Origin of the sequence: Alteriqipengyuania sp. (assembly GCF_964222115.1) — a bacterium.
GTDB lineage: Bacteria > Pseudomonadota > Alphaproteobacteria > Sphingomonadales > Sphingomonadaceae > Alteriqipengyuania.
In genome coordinates, this window is sequence record NZ_CAXQBM010000012.1 from 59,157 (window position 1) to 72,948 (window position 13,792).

At 63.1% G+C, this 13,792-nt stretch carries 13 protein-coding genes and 1 pseudogene; 4 read left to right on the forward strand and 10 right to left on the reverse strand.

Going from position 1 to position 13,792, the window contains the following annotated elements; translation table 11 throughout:
- Positions 1-3 precede the first annotated feature (3 nt).
- Entirely contained in the window at positions 4-324 is a 321-nt protein-coding gene (locus ACEQXE_RS01545) for a hypothetical protein (protein WP_370177128.1), read from the reverse strand.
- Between the two features lie 245 nt (positions 325-569).
- Between ACEQXE_RS01545 and ACEQXE_RS01550 the strand changes: the two genes are divergently transcribed.
- The 4 genes and pseudogenes from ACEQXE_RS01550 to ACEQXE_RS01565 all read left to right on the forward strand — a co-directional run bounded on the left by ACEQXE_RS01550 (position 570) and on the right by ACEQXE_RS01565 (position 2,385).
- Positions 570-1,343: a ZIP family metal transporter gene (locus tag ACEQXE_RS01550; protein ID WP_370183052.1), complete on the forward strand. Its 774-nt coding sequence runs from the start codon at positions 570-572 to the stop codon at positions 1,341-1,343.
- 42 nt (positions 1,344-1,385) lie between these two features.
- Positions 1,386-1,988, forward strand: a complete 603-nt coding sequence (locus ACEQXE_RS01555) for a DUF1826 domain-containing protein (protein WP_370177130.1) — start codon at positions 1,386-1,388, stop codon at positions 1,986-1,988.
- A 29-nt stretch (positions 1,989-2,017) separates the two neighbouring features.
- Positions 2,018-2,161 (forward strand): annotated as a pseudogene (locus ACEQXE_RS01560) (MerC family mercury resistance protein); the annotation flags it as partial.
- Positions 2,162-2,178: 17 nt separating this feature from the next.
- Complete coding sequence (locus tag ACEQXE_RS01565) at positions 2,179-2,385, forward strand: MerC family mercury resistance protein (RefSeq protein WP_370177196.1); 207 nt, start codon at positions 2,179-2,181, stop codon at positions 2,383-2,385.
- Between the two features lie 104 nt (positions 2,386-2,489).
- On the opposite strand, the gene ACEQXE_RS01570 is transcribed toward ACEQXE_RS01565, so the two are convergent.
- From ACEQXE_RS01570 to ACEQXE_RS01610, 9 genes are all read right to left on the reverse strand, one after another.
- On the reverse strand, positions 2,490-3,098 hold the full coding sequence (locus tag ACEQXE_RS01570; RefSeq protein WP_370177131.1) for a DUF3299 domain-containing protein: 609 nt from the start codon (positions 3,096-3,098) through the stop codon (positions 2,490-2,492).
- A gap of 12 nt (positions 3,099-3,110) precedes the next feature.
- A complete protein-coding gene (locus tag ACEQXE_RS01575; RefSeq protein WP_370177132.1) occupies positions 3,111-5,042 on the reverse strand; it encodes a prolyl oligopeptidase family serine peptidase in 1,932 nt (643 codons plus the stop codon).
- A gap of 120 nt (positions 5,043-5,162) precedes the next feature.
- Positions 5,163-5,657 carry a DUF6702 family protein gene (locus ACEQXE_RS01580; protein WP_370177133.1) on the reverse strand — a complete coding sequence of 165 codons (495 nt, stop codon included), beginning with the start codon at positions 5,655-5,657 and terminating at the stop codon, positions 5,163-5,165.
- Positions 5,654-8,068 (reverse strand): M1 family metallopeptidase, encoded by a 2,415-nt coding sequence (locus ACEQXE_RS01585; RefSeq protein WP_370177134.1) that lies wholly within the window; start codon positions 8,066-8,068, stop codon positions 5,654-5,656. Before ACEQXE_RS01585 ends, ACEQXE_RS01580 begins: the two co-directional genes overlap by 4 nt.
- 240 nt (positions 8,069-8,308) lie before the next feature.
- Positions 8,309-9,643: an MFS transporter gene (locus ACEQXE_RS01590; protein ID WP_370177135.1), complete on the reverse strand. Its 1,335-nt coding sequence runs from the start codon at positions 9,641-9,643 to the stop codon at positions 8,309-8,311.
- Positions 9,640-10,884 carry an acetyl-CoA hydrolase/transferase family protein gene (locus tag ACEQXE_RS01595; protein WP_370177136.1) on the reverse strand — a complete coding sequence of 415 codons (1,245 nt, stop codon included), beginning with the start codon at positions 10,882-10,884 and terminating at the stop codon, positions 9,640-9,642. The genes ACEQXE_RS01590 and ACEQXE_RS01595 overlap by 4 nt, the downstream gene beginning before the upstream one ends.
- Positions 10,881-11,687: a CoA ester lyase gene (locus ACEQXE_RS01600; protein ID WP_370183056.1), complete on the reverse strand. Its 807-nt coding sequence runs from the start codon at positions 11,685-11,687 to the stop codon at positions 10,881-10,883. The genes ACEQXE_RS01595 and ACEQXE_RS01600 overlap by 4 nt, the downstream gene beginning before the upstream one ends.
- 23 nt (positions 11,688-11,710) lie before the next feature.
- Positions 11,711-12,166 carry a MaoC family dehydratase gene (locus tag ACEQXE_RS01605; RefSeq protein ID WP_370177138.1) on the reverse strand — a complete coding sequence of 152 codons (456 nt, stop codon included), beginning with the start codon at positions 12,164-12,166 and terminating at the stop codon, positions 11,711-11,713.
- The gene (locus ACEQXE_RS01610) at positions 12,163-13,677 is read right to left on the reverse strand and encodes an acyl-CoA dehydrogenase family protein (RefSeq protein WP_370177139.1); all 1,515 of its coding nucleotides are present in this window, start codon (positions 13,675-13,677) and stop codon (positions 12,163-12,165) included. Before ACEQXE_RS01610 ends, ACEQXE_RS01605 begins: the two co-directional genes overlap by 4 nt.
- Positions 13,678-13,792: the final 115 nt, after the last annotated feature.

Consider the following 13,792-nt stretch of genomic DNA (forward strand, 5'->3'; position numbering starts at 1 on the left):
CGGTCAGGTAAAGGTCGACATATCCTCGCGCGAGATCGGCTCGGAATTGCCCTGCTCTTCCCATTGGCGGATCGGCTCGGGCGCAGCTTCGGCCTTCCTCTTCGCGTTCGAATCGTCCTTCTTCGCAGCAGGCTCCGCAGCGGGGGCGGGCGCAGGGGACTGCGCGGCAGAGCCCATCGGGTATCCCTTGCCAAACGCCATACCGCCGAACGGATTCAATCGATGCATGCCATCGAAGCCGTCCAGATCGCAGGCGGAAGCCGTCGAAGGAGCCGCAACAGCCACCGATACGGCGGCAAGAGCAAGGATTTTCGGTTTGATCATAATTTGGGACCATATATCATTCTGGAATGTCTGTCGAGGTTGGCGAGCCAGCCGTATCGTCAGGCCGGCATGGCCCGTCCCGGGCCATCGAAGGCGCTGTTTTCGGCACAACTTGCATTAGATGATACATTGTTACATTAGGGCGCTTCATTGGCGCGCAGAACTTGGATTGGGGTACGTTGGACATTTCGGGGCATGAACTGCTGTGGATCGCGGTCACCGGGCTGGCGCTCCTCTCTGCGCTGATGGCGAGCATCTCGTTCATCTGGCGTGGATCGGCGCGTGGCCCCGGCTCGGGGCTCGCGCAGATCGGGGACGCGGCTGCGGGCGGGATTTTTCTGGGGGTCGGCTTCCTGCACCTCCTCCCCGAAGCGGTCTTTGCGGTTCAGGCGCAAGGGGAAGAGCCACTGCTGATCTTCGTTCTCGCCGGCGCGACGGTACTGTTTCTCAAGGTGCTGGACAGCCTGGGTGGCAACGGCGGCGCGCGCATCCAGGCTTTGATCGTCACCCTGGTCCTCGTCACCCACATGTTCCTGACCGGTTTTGCCATGGGCGCCGAAGACAGCGCGTCGATCCTCCTGGTGCTGTTCGTCGCCCTCGCCGTGCACAAGATGGCGGAAGCCTTTGCCTTCGGCAGGCTGCTTGCGCGCAGCACCATCGCCCCTTGGCTGGGGGGCATCCTGCTGCTGATGTTTGTCGCAGCCCTGCCGATCGGGGTCGTCGCGGCCGTCTTCACCACCAGTACCGACAGTTTTGCGAGCGCATACGTGCCGCACCTGCTGGCCGTGGGAGCGGGAACCTTCCTCCATTTCGGCATCGGCCACAGCCATCTTCTGGCGTCGGACGGTAGCGGCACAAGCCTGGTTGCCAAGGCAACCGGGTTTGCCCTCATTGCCGCGCTCGTCCTGCTGGGCGGCCATGCCGGTGAGCATACCCACGGGCTTACGGGAGAGCATCCGCGCACGGATGCGGGCGGGCCGAACCACCAGGATCATGAAGGGCACGCCCATGATCGGTGACGCCGCCCGCCCCGCCATCACCACCTGAATACGGAACCGGACATGTTGCTCGCATCCGCGCCTGCTCGCGAAACCTCGGCCCAGGGCTGGCCCGATCATATACGGTTCGCTGACGACTGGACTGCGATCCGGGATTCCGGAGTTTCCGTTATCGTGGAAGAGCGCCCGGCAGCACAGCTGGAACTTGCGGCAAAGCCGCTCCTGATGCTCGACCCGTTCATGTGGCGCGGCAGGGGCGCTCCGCACGAAGCGGTCGCCGCGCTTGGCGACCTGCCCGATGCGCTCGCCCGGGATATCGGCCAGCTCGCCACTCTCTTCGCGGAATTGATGAAATGCGGCGAGGTGCGCCTGCGGCTGGAACTCGTGGACAATGATTCCTGCCGAAAACTGCATGCCGACTACACCGACCTGCGGCTCATCACGACCTATGTCGGGCGCGGCACCCAGTTCGCCCCCTCCAACCAGGCAGACACGGACAACCTCCTGAATATCGGGCCCGGCGATATCGCCTTGGTCAAGGGATGGATGTTTGCGGAGGGGCACGAGCCCTGCCTGCACCGTTCGCCGCCCATTGCCGGAACGGGGGAGCGCAGGTTCCTCTTGGCTATCGACACCCCGCGGATCGATCCGGAGAATCGCCGATGAAGCACAGGACCCGCGCGACTGCCACCGCCATGGATGGCGCCGGGGTGGTGCTCTCGACCGCGTGCATCATCCATTGCCTCGTCCTTCCGTTGGCCCTGGTGATCTTGCCTAGCTGGAGCTCCGCGCTCTCGCTCCCCGAAGAATTCCATCTCATGATGGTCGCCCTGGCGGTTCCGCTCAGCAGTTACGTTTGCTCGTCTCGCGACATCGCGCGGACAGCCTCGGATTACGGCTCGGTATCGGCTTTACCGGCCTTGCGCTCATGGTCGGCGCGCTGTTCGTCAAGGGAGAACTGCTTGAAACGGGGCCGACCTCGCTCGGCGCGGCAATGGTCGCCAGCGCGCATATCCTCAACTGGCGCAGCCGGGCCAGGAGAAGCGCCGCTTTGGCCGAATAAACTGGCTGAGCCTTGCTGCAATCCTTGCTGCCGGCGCGCTGCAAGTTTCCGCGCCTGGTGACGAAACCCTGCAACCGAGCGAAGCCGGGCCGGACTCACGTCCCTCAGCCCGGTTCCGCCTGCCGCAATCTGTAAAATATCCCGCTCTCGTCCTCGCCTGTCAGTTCGAGCACACCCGTGACTACGTGAACCTTTACCTCGTCGGTGCGGAAAGGCGTTTCCGCAAAGACCTCGATGAACTGGTTGGGATTGGCGTGAAAATGGAACGGGCATCCGGGCGGATAGCCCAGCAGCACGAAATGCGTTTGCCGCGCTCCATTATCCAACGGCGTCATCCAGCCCGCGACCTTGATGCGCTTGCCCTCCAGGCTTTCTACCTTCGAGGTGAACCGGGGCTTCGAAACGATATAGCCCTCAGCATCGGTGCGCGTCGTTTCTCCGGTTGCCTCCAGGATCGACCATGAAATCCCACCGGGCGGGGTGGCGGCGGGCTTCCAGATATCCTCGATCACGGCACCAGCCTTCGGGTCGGGTGCCTGCCCCATGTCAAGCGGATCGAGCGCCTCCGGCACTGGCTCAAGCTGCAGCGCGACAGTTTCGTCGGGCTGTTCGCGCGGGGAAGTGAACCGACCATACAGGACCAGCACGCCTACCGCGACGCAGGCCAGCACGCCCACCCGCCATGTCAGCGCGAAGGCGTATTCTTTCAGCACGCCTGTTGCTGTCTACTCGCCGAGCAGATGGCGCTGCCAGAACATGATCGTCGACCAGTAGAAGTAGTCGGCATTCTCCTTCTTGGCGAACCCGTGCCCTTCGTTCTGTGCGAGGAAATGCCAGGCCTCGCCGCCATTGTCGCGGACGGCGGCAATGATCTGGTCGGCTTCCGAGGCGGGCACGCGCGGATCGTTGGCGCCGGTCGCCACCATCAGCGGGATGCGGATTTCGTCTGCGCGGGTTAGCGGGCTGATTTCCTTCAGCTTGGCGCGCTGCTCGGCATCACGCTCGTCGCCATATTCGACCCTGCGCAGGTCGCGGCGATAATCCTGCGTGTTTTCGAGGAAGGTGACGAAGTCCGAAATCGCGACGATGCAGTTCGCACCCTTGAGCCGTTCGCCATAGGCAATCGCGCTGGCGTAGCACATGTACCCGCCGTAGGAGCCGCCGGTCACTCCGATCCGGTTCTTGTCGATCCGCGGGTCCGCCTCCAGCCGGTCAAGGAACGCGCCGATATCCTTCACCGAATCCTCACGCTGGAACGGGCCGTTGTCGAGGCTGACGAAACGCTTCCCGAACCCGGTCGAGCCGCGCACATTGGGGTAGAAGATCGCGATCCCCAATTCGTTGATCAGGTAGTTGTTGCGGCCAAGGAACGTCGCGGTCGACTGCCCTTCCGGCCCCCCATGGATATTCACCAGCAGCGGGCGCGGCCCGGGGTGCCGCGAAGCATCGGGGGCATAGAGGAAGCCCGACATCTTCTCGCCATCGAAGCTTTCGATCTCGATCAGTTCGGGCAGCACGTTGGCCTGCGGATCGAGGCCACCCATCTCGCTCATCGTCCAGCGTGTCAGCTCGAGCGTTCGCGGGTCGACGCTGTAGGCATCGGCAGCGCCCCGGTTGGATACGAGCGTCATGCCTAGCTCGCCCCACGGCGCGAATTGCAGGCCACCCAGTGCACCGGGCGGCAGCGCGACTTCGCGCGCCTCACCCGAAGCAATATCATACAGCTTGAGCTGCGATTGCCCTGCGGCATTCACTTCGTAAGCGATGGTCGCGCCATCTTCGGAAATGTCGAAGCCGGTGATGTCCCAGGGCTCTTCGATGACAGGATCGAAGGTGCCGGTCGCCGTATCGAGCACGCCGAGCCGCTTGAACTCCGAGCCATTATCGCTTGCCACCCACAGCCGACCGTCGGGCGCATATTGCAGGCCGCTATAGGCAACAGAGGCGTCTTCCGGAGTGATCCGGGTGATCGCACCGCTGGCCACGTCGAGATGGTACAATTCCATCTTCGTGACCGAGATGTAGTTGCCGACCAGCGCGGTGCGGCCATCGGGTGTGAAATCGGCCACGAACCAGCCACCGCCCTGCCGTTCCGCCAGCATGCGCGTGGTCGACGGATCGCGCGGGTCCATCAGATAGAGATCGGTATCGCGCCCATTGCGCTTGGTCGAACTGAAGGCGACCATCGACCCGTCCGGCATCCATGCTCCGCGACTATTGCGGCTCGTACCATCGGTCAGCAGCGTCAGCTTGCCGTCCTCCAGCCGATATATCTGGTAGAACTCGTTGCCCCCGATATCCTTGGAAATCAGCTTCACATCGCCCGCGCCCGGCGAAACCGATACGCCGCCTATGGGCTCGGCCTCGAAGGTAAGCTGGGTGCGCGCAGCACCCGGCCGTGCGACACGGTGGAGCTGGGCAACATCGCCGAAGCGCGTGCCGATGTACATCGCGCGACTCTCAGGGTCCCAGTCGGAGAAGCCTGCAGTGCGATATTCGAAGTATGGGCGGGTCTCACTCACCAGCTCCTGCGGGACGGGCGGTATGCCGTCGGCGACCACTGCGGCGGGCTTGGGGGCAGCAGGTTCCACGGCCTGCTCCTGCGCAAGCGCCGGGGTGGCTGTGGCCAGCAGGATGGCGGCAATCGTGAATTTCATGGCTGTTTCACTCCCCTTGTCCGGCATCGCCGGCACCTGTCTGTCGCCCGGGTATCGGACGGAACTGGACGGCGCTTTACACACGACAGCGCCTACAAACGGCCAAGCGCGTAGCCGACTTCAGCGCCTAAGCTCCGCCGTCTTGAAGCCGTCACCGCTGCGGAAAACGAGGGTCTCCACATCTGTGCCCCCGCCGATATTCACGCGATTTTCCTGACGCATCCACACATCCGTGAGAATCTGCGAGTTCAATGCAATCGTCGCGGTGGCGGGCGGCGCATCCATCTCTTGGTAAACCCACAGGCTACCGCCGCTCACCTCGCTGCCGACAAAGGTCAGCGCAGCCTCTTCACCATCGACGAGGATGGAAAAGCGCTCTGCCACATAGCTGGCAAAGGCCTCCCGGCTTGCCTCGCTGCCGATAATATCGGGCGAATGCGTGCCTTCCTTGCGCAGGGCATGTTCAGCGTCGTGAAGCGGTACCTGGTGGACCACCTCGAGCATGCCCGTATGTTCGTTGATCGAGACAGTCGAGATAGCCAGCTTCTGCTGGTGCGCAGCCGCAGGCGAGATTGCCACGGCCATCATCAGGCAGGCGATCAGGAAGCGGATCATTCTCCGGCAGCCTCGTTCATCAGGTCGCGGCTGAGGCGCGAATTGCCGCCTTCCGACTTATAGGCTTCGATCCGGCTCGGGATGATGCGGCGCGGGTAGTAATTGTTCTCGATATCCGCATCGGCGGTCTCCCAATTGGGGTCGAGGACGACCTGCTGTAGTTCCTTGCCCTTGTCGAACACCAGCAGCTTGCTGACTTCGCGCGGATTGCGCCGCCAGATCTCCGCCGGGATTGTCATCTTTTGCGTGCTGCCGTCGGTGAAAGTCAGGCCGAGGATGATCGGCATGACCAGGCCGCCCTTATTGGAGAAGGTGAGGACGTAATAGTTCTTGTCCTCCTTCACCGCGCGGTCGAACACTTTGCGCTCCCACGGCTCCAGCCCTTCGAGGAAGCTGGTATACCTTTCGCGATCCTTGGGGGTGACGGTGAACTGGTCGTTCTCGTCATAATAATCCGTGATGCCGGGATGTTCGAGCACCCAGATCGGCAGATCCTGCTCCTCGTTCAGCAATACGCCGATCTTCGCCGGATCGCTCGCCAGCTCCGCCCGACGCCGCGACAGGTCGATATCCGGGTTTTCGGTGTCGATCCGCATCTTGTAAATCGAATCGAGCGAAATATCGACGTGATCGGTGGTGTAGAACCAGCCACGCCAGAACCAGTCGAGATCGGTGCCGGAGGCTTCCTCGATCGTGCGGAAGAAGTCAGCCGGCGTCGGACGCTTGAATTTCCAGCGGCGCGCATATTCCTTCAGCGCGAAATCGAACCGTTCGCGCCCGATCACCGTATCGCGCAGGATATGATAGGCGGCCGAAGGCTTACCATAGGCATTGGGGCCGAGATTGAGCACCGAGTCCGACTGCGTCATGATCGGCACCTGGTTGTTCGAGACCATGTAGGGGATGAGATCCCGGGGGATGCTGCCGCCCCATGGCATGTCCGGATCCCATTCGTAGCCGGCCACGGAATCGAGGAAGGAATTGATCCCCTCGTCCATCCAAGTCCATTGCCGCTCGTCCGAATTGACCGTCATCGGGAAATAGATGTGGCCGATCTCGTGGATCACCACGCCGACAAGGAACATCTTTTCCGACAGGGAATAGGTGCGCGTACCATCGTCGTTCAAGGTCGTGCGAGGCCCGTTGAAGGTGATCATCGGGTATTCCATCCCGCCGACCGGCCCGTTGACCGATTGCGCGGTCGGGTAGGGATAGTCGAAGCTGAAACGCGAATAGACCTTCATGGTGTGGACCACCGCTGCGGTCGAATATTTGCGCCACAGCTCGCCGCCTTCCTTGGGCCAGAACGACATCGCCATGACGGTTTCGTTCTCGGCGCCTGGCTGCTTGTGGCCCTGCGCATCCCACGCGAACTTGCGGCTCGACCCCCAGGCGAAATCGCGCACGTTCTCGGCAGCAAAGTGCCACGTCTTGGTCCCGCTCGGCCCGGTGCGCTCGTTCGCTTCCGCCTCTTGCGGTGTGACGATGAAAACCGGTTCGTCGGCACTGCGCGCCCGCTCGAGCCGCTGGCGCTGCTGGGCCGTCAGGACCTCGGCCGGGTTCTGGAGCACGCCGGTGGAGGCGACGATGTGATCGTCCGGCACCGTCATGGTCACGTCGTAGTCGCCGAATTCGAGCGTGAACTCGCCACGCCCGAGGAACTCCTTGTTGTGCCAGCCCTCGTAATCCGAATAGGCGACCAGCCGCGGGAACCACTGCGCGAAGAGGTAGATATCATTGCCGCCCGGGCGCGGATCGTCGGGGAAATGCTCGTAACCCGAACGCGCATAGATCGTGTTCTCTTCGACGATATTGAAATCGAAATCGATCGCGAACTCGACGCTCTGGCCCGGTTCGAGCGGGGTCGGCAGGTCGATCCGCATCAGCGTGCCGACAATGGTATGCGGCAGGTCGCCACCGTTCACGAGGCGCACGGACCGGATTTCGTACCCGTACTCGTTATCCTCCATTGCCTGCTGGCGACGCACCTCTTCCAGCGACAGGCGCGCAGGCTCTCCGCCTCCACCAGTGCTGACCGCCGGTCCACGGCGGCCCGGGCCACCGAAATCGTCGGTCAGCTCAGCCATGGAATCGGTGCGGAAGATGTTCTGGTCCAATTGCAGCCAGATCCACGGCAGCGTGTCGGGCGAATTGTTGGTGTAGCGAATGGTCGATTCCGCGCTCAGGCGGCGGCGATCCTCGTCCAGCCGCGCCTTGATCGTATAGTCGGCCTCCTGCTGCCAGTACTGGTGGCCGGGGGCGCCCGATGCATTGCGGTAAACATTCGGATCGGGGAGGACTTCGTCCAGCTGGCGAAACTTGTCTTCGAAATTGCCCTTGGTCTGCTGGATGCCTTGCGCCGAGGCGGGCAACGCCAGCAGAAAACATAGCAGAATCGTCGCCAGTCTCATTCGTGTCTTCCCCACTTCACTGTCGAGCGCTGTGTCACGCACCCCTCCAGCCCGCCATGTCGTTGATCGAATTTCCAGTCTGCTCGATCGAACCATTGGCCGCGTGCACCATGCACACACGGCCGACCCGCCGGACAATAATGATATAATGTCTTATCTTGAGAGAATGCAATCCCGACGCCGGCTTCCCGCCAACGTGTACCGCAAGCATCGATAGTCCGAAGCTTCGCCTGAGCTGTGTCAGGATTGTTCCGGCGTATCGACGATCTTTCGTGCGGCCATGAAGAAGAGCAAAGCCGCACAAGGGGCGCAGACGCAGACCAGGACCGATAACGACCAGCGCAGTTGATCGCTGCCGAAGACGTTGTCCGAGAGTAGTGCGACGCTGAGGGGGCCGAGGGTCATCCCGATCAGCCCGATCAAGAGGTAATAGATCGCGGCGGCCATGCCCCGATGCTCGGTCGGGATGGCGGACTGGAATGCCGCAATCCCGAGCCCGGAAGGCACGGTATAGGCAAGCAGGCCAACCGCGAGCCAGGCAAGAGCGCCGAACGCCGTGCTGCTTGCAAATCCGGCCGTCATCAGCGGTGCGACCAGTGCAGCGGCTCCTGCGCACACGACCAGGGAGGGCATGCCCCACCGCGCCGGAACGCGGGCCGCGACCCATGCTCCAACGAGGCCACCTGCCCCGCCGAACAGCAGCAGGACCAGGCCGTACTGAACACCGACGGCACTCGCTTCCATTCCGTAAGTGCGGATAAAGAAAGCCGGTATCCACCCCAGCAGTCCGTAAGCGATCACGCCGTACAGCGTCATCGCGGCCAGAAGCGGCAAAAAGGTTGCGCGATAGGTCCACATGTGTGTGCGCAGCGTGCTGTCGACGCCAGGCGTCGCAGCCTTGCGTTTCTCCCGCTCGGGCTCGGTCATCGTCATCGCGGCGATCGTCACTACGAACCCCGCCATCCCGAAATAGATGAAGACCGCCTTCCACGAGGAAATCTCGCCCACAAAAGGCATTTCATAGGTCGGGCTGGAAGCGACCAGTGCGACAACCAGGCCGCCGAGCACGAGCGAAGCCCCTGCCCCCATGCTGGACGCCGCCGTATACACACTCATCGCAAGCGGGCGCTGGCGGGGGCTGAAGGAATCGGAGATCAGCGAAACCGCCGATGGAGGCAGGGCCGCTTCCCCCGCACCCACCCCGAGCCGCGCGGCCAGCAGCTGCCAGAAGGAGTGCGAGAGCCCGCAGAAAACCGTAGCCGCGCACCAGACTGCGCTGCCGCCAGCAACCAGCCACTTGCGCGATACGCGATCCGCCAGCCAGCCGAACGGGATGCCGAGCACGGTATACAGAACCGCGAACGCCAATCCCTGCAAAAGCGAGAACTGCGTGTCGGTAAGATTCAGGTCGGCTTTGATCGGTTCGACCAGCAGGCCGATCAGCACCCGGTCCACGAATGATACCAGATAGGCGATGAACAGCACCGCCACCGTCCACCATGCAATGGCGGGCGAGGGATAGGACCGCGTGGCCGGCTCCGCTGCAATCGGAGGGTCTGTTCGTACTCGTGTCATATCAACCCTCGCTCCAGTGCCTCGCGGTGGCGAGGATCGGCAATCGAAATTAGCAGTTTGCGCCGCTCTTCTTCGGTTCGTCCGGTCAGGTGAGCGGCGCCGAACTGGGTGGCGACAACATCCACATCCGACCGGGGCGTGCTGACGCGGGGAAGCGTGCGTGCCGTGATCGCACTGATGCTGCCATCGCCGGGGCTCGCATCGAGAAGGATAATACTGCACCCTCCGGGCGAGTGGTGCGCGGCGCGCGCAAAATCTGGCTGGCCGCCAATGGCACCCAACCGCCGGTCGCCCGCACTTTCACCGTTCACCTGCCCTTGCAGGTCCACCGACAATGCGCCGTTCACAGCGACGAAGTTTTCGACATGGGCCGCGCCGAGATGCGTTTCCTCCACGCCTGCCAGTTCCAGACAGGGGTTGTCCTTCGCCCAGCGATACAGGGCCGCATCGCCCATCACCGACCCGATCGTCGCGATACCGCGCCTTACGTTCTTGCGCGCACCGGTAGCGACCCCTTGCTCGATCAGGCTGGCCAGCCCGGCACTCAACAGGCCGCTGTGGATGCCAATGTCCTTCCGATCGGTCAGCAGTGCAGCGATTGCCTCTGGAGCGCTGCCCACGCCGATCTGGAGCACGGCACCATCTTCGATAAAAGGTGCGGCATTGCGTGCAATAGCGTGGGCTGTGCCATCGGTTTTGATTGGTGGAAGCTTCGCAGGTGTTCGGTCGGTTCGCACCGCCAGGTCGATTTCTTCCGGGCCGATGGAAATACCGGGCAACGACGGGATCTTGTCGCTGATTTCCGCAATGACAAGCCGTGCGTGGCGGATAGCGGACTGGAGATAAAGCGCAGTAAGGCCAAGCGAATGGCGCCCATCGCGTGCCGCCGGTGGCAGGGCAATGGCCACGACGTCGAAGCGAAGGGCGCCTGCGCGAAGCAGTGCGGGGATGCTGCCCATGCTGACTGGCACGATATCGAGCTTGTCCGCAGCAGCAAGCTTGCGGGTGGTCCCGAGCGCACCATAGCTGCGAAAGCGGAGCGCGTCGCCATGCTCGGGCGTAAAGCTGCCTGCGAAGCCCATGCCGAGAAACACAGAGATATCCGTAAGCGCATGGCGCTGCGCGACGAAGCTCTCTGCGAGCGAGAGCGGTTCCGCACCGCACTCGGCAAAAAGCACGGTTTCGCCCGGTTCGAGCAGCGCCGACCAATCGACCTGTCCGAGTGAGGCCTTGCGGCTCATGCCTGGGTCGCTGCCAGGATCGTGCGTGCCTGCCGCACCAGCGGCTCGTCGATCATCCGGCCATCGATCACGCAGGTTGCGCGCCCCTCTGCCAGAGCACGCTCGTGCCCTTCGACGATCCGTTGCGCCGCTTCGATGGCTGCGTCGTCCGGTCGGAAAGCCGTGTTGACCAGCGCGACCTGGCGCGGGTGGATGCACATCTTGCCGCTATAACCCTGCGCCTTTCCTGCAATCGCGTCCGCGGTGCATCGCTCGTCGTCGCGCACATCGACGGTTACAAAGTCGAGCGCCTCCACGCCGGCCCGCCTCGCTGCGATGGCAATGGTAGCGCGCGGGTAGGCGACTTCGGCGTTGGACGGGGTGCGGACGCCGCCGAGTTCGGCGATAAAATCCTCCGCGCCGAAGAAAACGCCTGCGCTGGCCGAGGCGCAGATGGAATCGATGGCATACAGTCCTTCGATCGACTCGACGCCCGCCATCACCGGCAAGCCGCAGCGTTGCGCCGTCTCCGCGACAGCGCGCCCGCTCTCCGCCTTGGGCAGCAATATGCCATCCCATGCCGAGGCGGCAACGGCGCGGCAATCCTCCTCGTAGTCTGCAGTGTCCGGTGCATTAATGCGCAGGTACAGCCGAGCAGCAGCGGGTGCATGGCCGCGCGCCGCGGCGAGGATTTCGGCGAGCCTTTCGCGCACCGCAGGGCGTTCCGCCGCCGGCAGCCCGTCCTCCAGGTCGATCGCGAAGGCATCTGCAGGTATAGCGCCGAACTTGGCCAGAAATTCGCCCCGGTTCGCCGGTGCGAACATCAACGACCGAACAGGGGCGTTGTTCATTCGGTGGGTTTCCGATGCATGAGCGCAGCACGTTCGCATGTCGCAACGCACTCATCGTTCTGGTTGAACGCCTCGTGCAGGAAGGTGACGATGCCCTGCTGGGGGCGCGACGAACTGTCGCGCGTGTCCTTAACGGTGGTGACCACGCGGATCGTGTCGCCATGGAAGGTCGGCTTGGGGAAGCGCACGTCAGACATGCCGAGATTGGCAACCGTGGTGCCCAAAGTCGTGTCGTTCACCGTCATCCCGATCATCAAGCCCAGCGTGAACAGCGAGTTGACCAGCGGCTTACCGAATTCGGTGCCCTTGGCGAACTCGAAATCGATGTGCAGCGGCTGCACGTTCATCGTCAGGTTCGAGAACAGCATGTTGTCGTACTCGGTGACTGTCCGCCGCCACTCATGTTCGAACCGTTGGCCGATCTCGAATTCCTCGAACCACAGCCCGCTCACAGCATGTCCCCCGCGATGCGCAGCGCGAGCGCGTCCTCGGAAAGCGGGCAGGCCGACATTGCCTTGTCGAGAGCTGCGGTCGGTACTGCCACCCCGGTTCGGTGGATGTCGCCCAGCAGGGTGCGCGCTGCTGCCAGCGCCAGATAATCCCGCTTGTCTCCATCGGACACGGTCTCTGCCGCTTCGAGTGCCATAGCGCTTTCGGCGAGACGCATCTGGAAGGCAGGCTCGTCGGCCGGGCCCCTGATCGCTTCATCCAGCCAGGCCTCGTAAGTCGCGCTCGCTTCGCGCAAGAGGTTGCCAGTCGGGCTGTCGGGCAGATTGTCCGGCCCGCGAGATTTCCCGGCACGCGCGCGCTTCGCCTCGGCGCGGCCGATGATGGTCCGCTGTACTTCCGAGGCTCCTTCATAAATCGTGGTCGGCCGCGCAGCCCTGCCCAGCGCCTCGATCTCGTAGCCCACGATCACCCCGCGTCCGCCGTGGATCTGCTGCGATTCGTGGATCACCTCGAGCGCCGCCTCGGTCGCGTAGGCCTTGGCTGCCGCGCCTTCGAGCATGATGCGTTCGCCATTGTCGCACATCGTCGCTGCGCGTTCGACCAGTGCGGCACCACCCGCGACGATCGCCGCCATCCGGCCCAGCTTCAGGCGAATGCCTGGCAGTTCGGACAGTGGTGCGCCGAATGCGTGGCGCTCGCGCACCACGTTCAAGGCCAGATCGATCGCCCGCTTGCCCATCCCCACGGTGGCCGATCCCACCGAGGGACGGAATATTTCCAGCGTGCCGAGCGATGCGCGCAGGCCCTCGCCCGGTTCGCCGAGCCGCTGCCTGTCGGAGATCCGGCAATTATCGAAATCGAGGTAGCCGATTGCGTGGGGGGCCTGAAGGTCGATCCCGCCGCGTGCGGTGAAGCCCGGCGTACCGGTCTCAATCAGGAAGGCGGTAATAGCGCGATCGTCGCCTTCCTCCCCGGTTTTTGCGAAGGTAATATATACATCGGCATCGGGCGCGCCCGAGATGAACATCTTCGATCCATTGAGGACCCACTCGTCCCCGTCGCGGTGCGCCCGGGTCTTCATTCCCAACACATCGGAACCACTATGTGGCTCGGTCAGCGCAAAGGAGAACAGCGTCTTGCCCGATGTCAGACCCGGAAGATAGCGGCTGTGCTGGTCGTCCGTACCCATTCGCAAGATCGCGCTGGTACCCAACCCCTGCACCGCGAAATGCGTGTCGATCAGCGGATCATGATACCCGAACCTCTCGCGCAGCAGACAGAGCAGGTGCGAATAGCGGTCGAGCTGTCCCGCCCCACCATAGGCCTCGGGTAGGGCGAGCCCGAACAGGTTCTCCTGCGCAAGCGCCTCGATAAGTTCGCGGCAGGTACGATCGTGTTCGGGCCACGCACGCACAATCGGCAGCAGCCTCTCTGTGCAAAGCTCGTCGACCCGGCGCCTGAGCGCGCTGTCGTCCGCCAGATCGGTGCTCGCGATCGCCGTCATGGAGTTCATCGTCATCCCCTAAAAGATTGTCCAGGAAGGGCCGGGTTTCGCCCCCGCTTGACAATGATGGTTTGCACATACTACTCGGTAGGTCAATGAGATTATCGGGCCGTTGATGCGCTGC

Excerpts from the sequence above, each read along its gene's own strand:
- ACEQXE_RS01600 (WP_370183056.1), bottom strand. The coding sequence starts at position 11,687 with ATGTTCGCACCGGCGAACCGGGGCGAATTTCTGGCCAAGTTCGGCGCT.
- ACEQXE_RS01550 (WP_370183052.1), top strand. The coding sequence starts at position 570 with ATGGCGAGCATCTCGTTCATCTGGCGTGGATCGGCGCGTGGCCCCGGC.
- ACEQXE_RS01590 (WP_370177135.1), bottom strand. The coding sequence starts at position 9,643 with ATGACACGAGTACGAACAGACCCTCCGATTGCAGCGGAGCCGGCCACG.
- ACEQXE_RS01580 (WP_370177133.1), bottom strand. The coding sequence starts at position 5,657 with ATGATCCGCTTCCTGATCGCCTGCCTGATGATGGCCGTGGCAATCTCG.
- ACEQXE_RS01585 (WP_370177134.1), bottom strand. The coding sequence starts at position 8,068 with ATGAGACTGGCGACGATTCTGCTATGTTTTCTGCTGGCGTTGCCCGCC.
- ACEQXE_RS01555 (WP_370177130.1), top strand. The coding sequence starts at position 1,386 with ATGTTGCTCGCATCCGCGCCTGCTCGCGAAACCTCGGCCCAGGGCTGG.
- ACEQXE_RS01575 (WP_370177132.1), bottom strand. The coding sequence starts at position 5,042 with ATGAAATTCACGATTGCCGCCATCCTGCTGGCCACAGCCACCCCGGCG.
- ACEQXE_RS01545 (WP_370177128.1), bottom strand. The coding sequence starts at position 324 with ATGATCAAACCGAAAATCCTTGCTCTTGCCGCCGTATCGGTGGCTGTT.
- ACEQXE_RS01595 (WP_370177136.1), bottom strand. The coding sequence starts at position 10,884 with ATGAGCCGCAAGGCCTCACTCGGACAGGTCGATTGGTCGGCGCTGCTC.
- ACEQXE_RS01610 (WP_370177139.1), bottom strand. The coding sequence starts at position 13,677 with ATGAACTCCATGACGGCGATCGCGAGCACCGATCTGGCGGACGACAGC.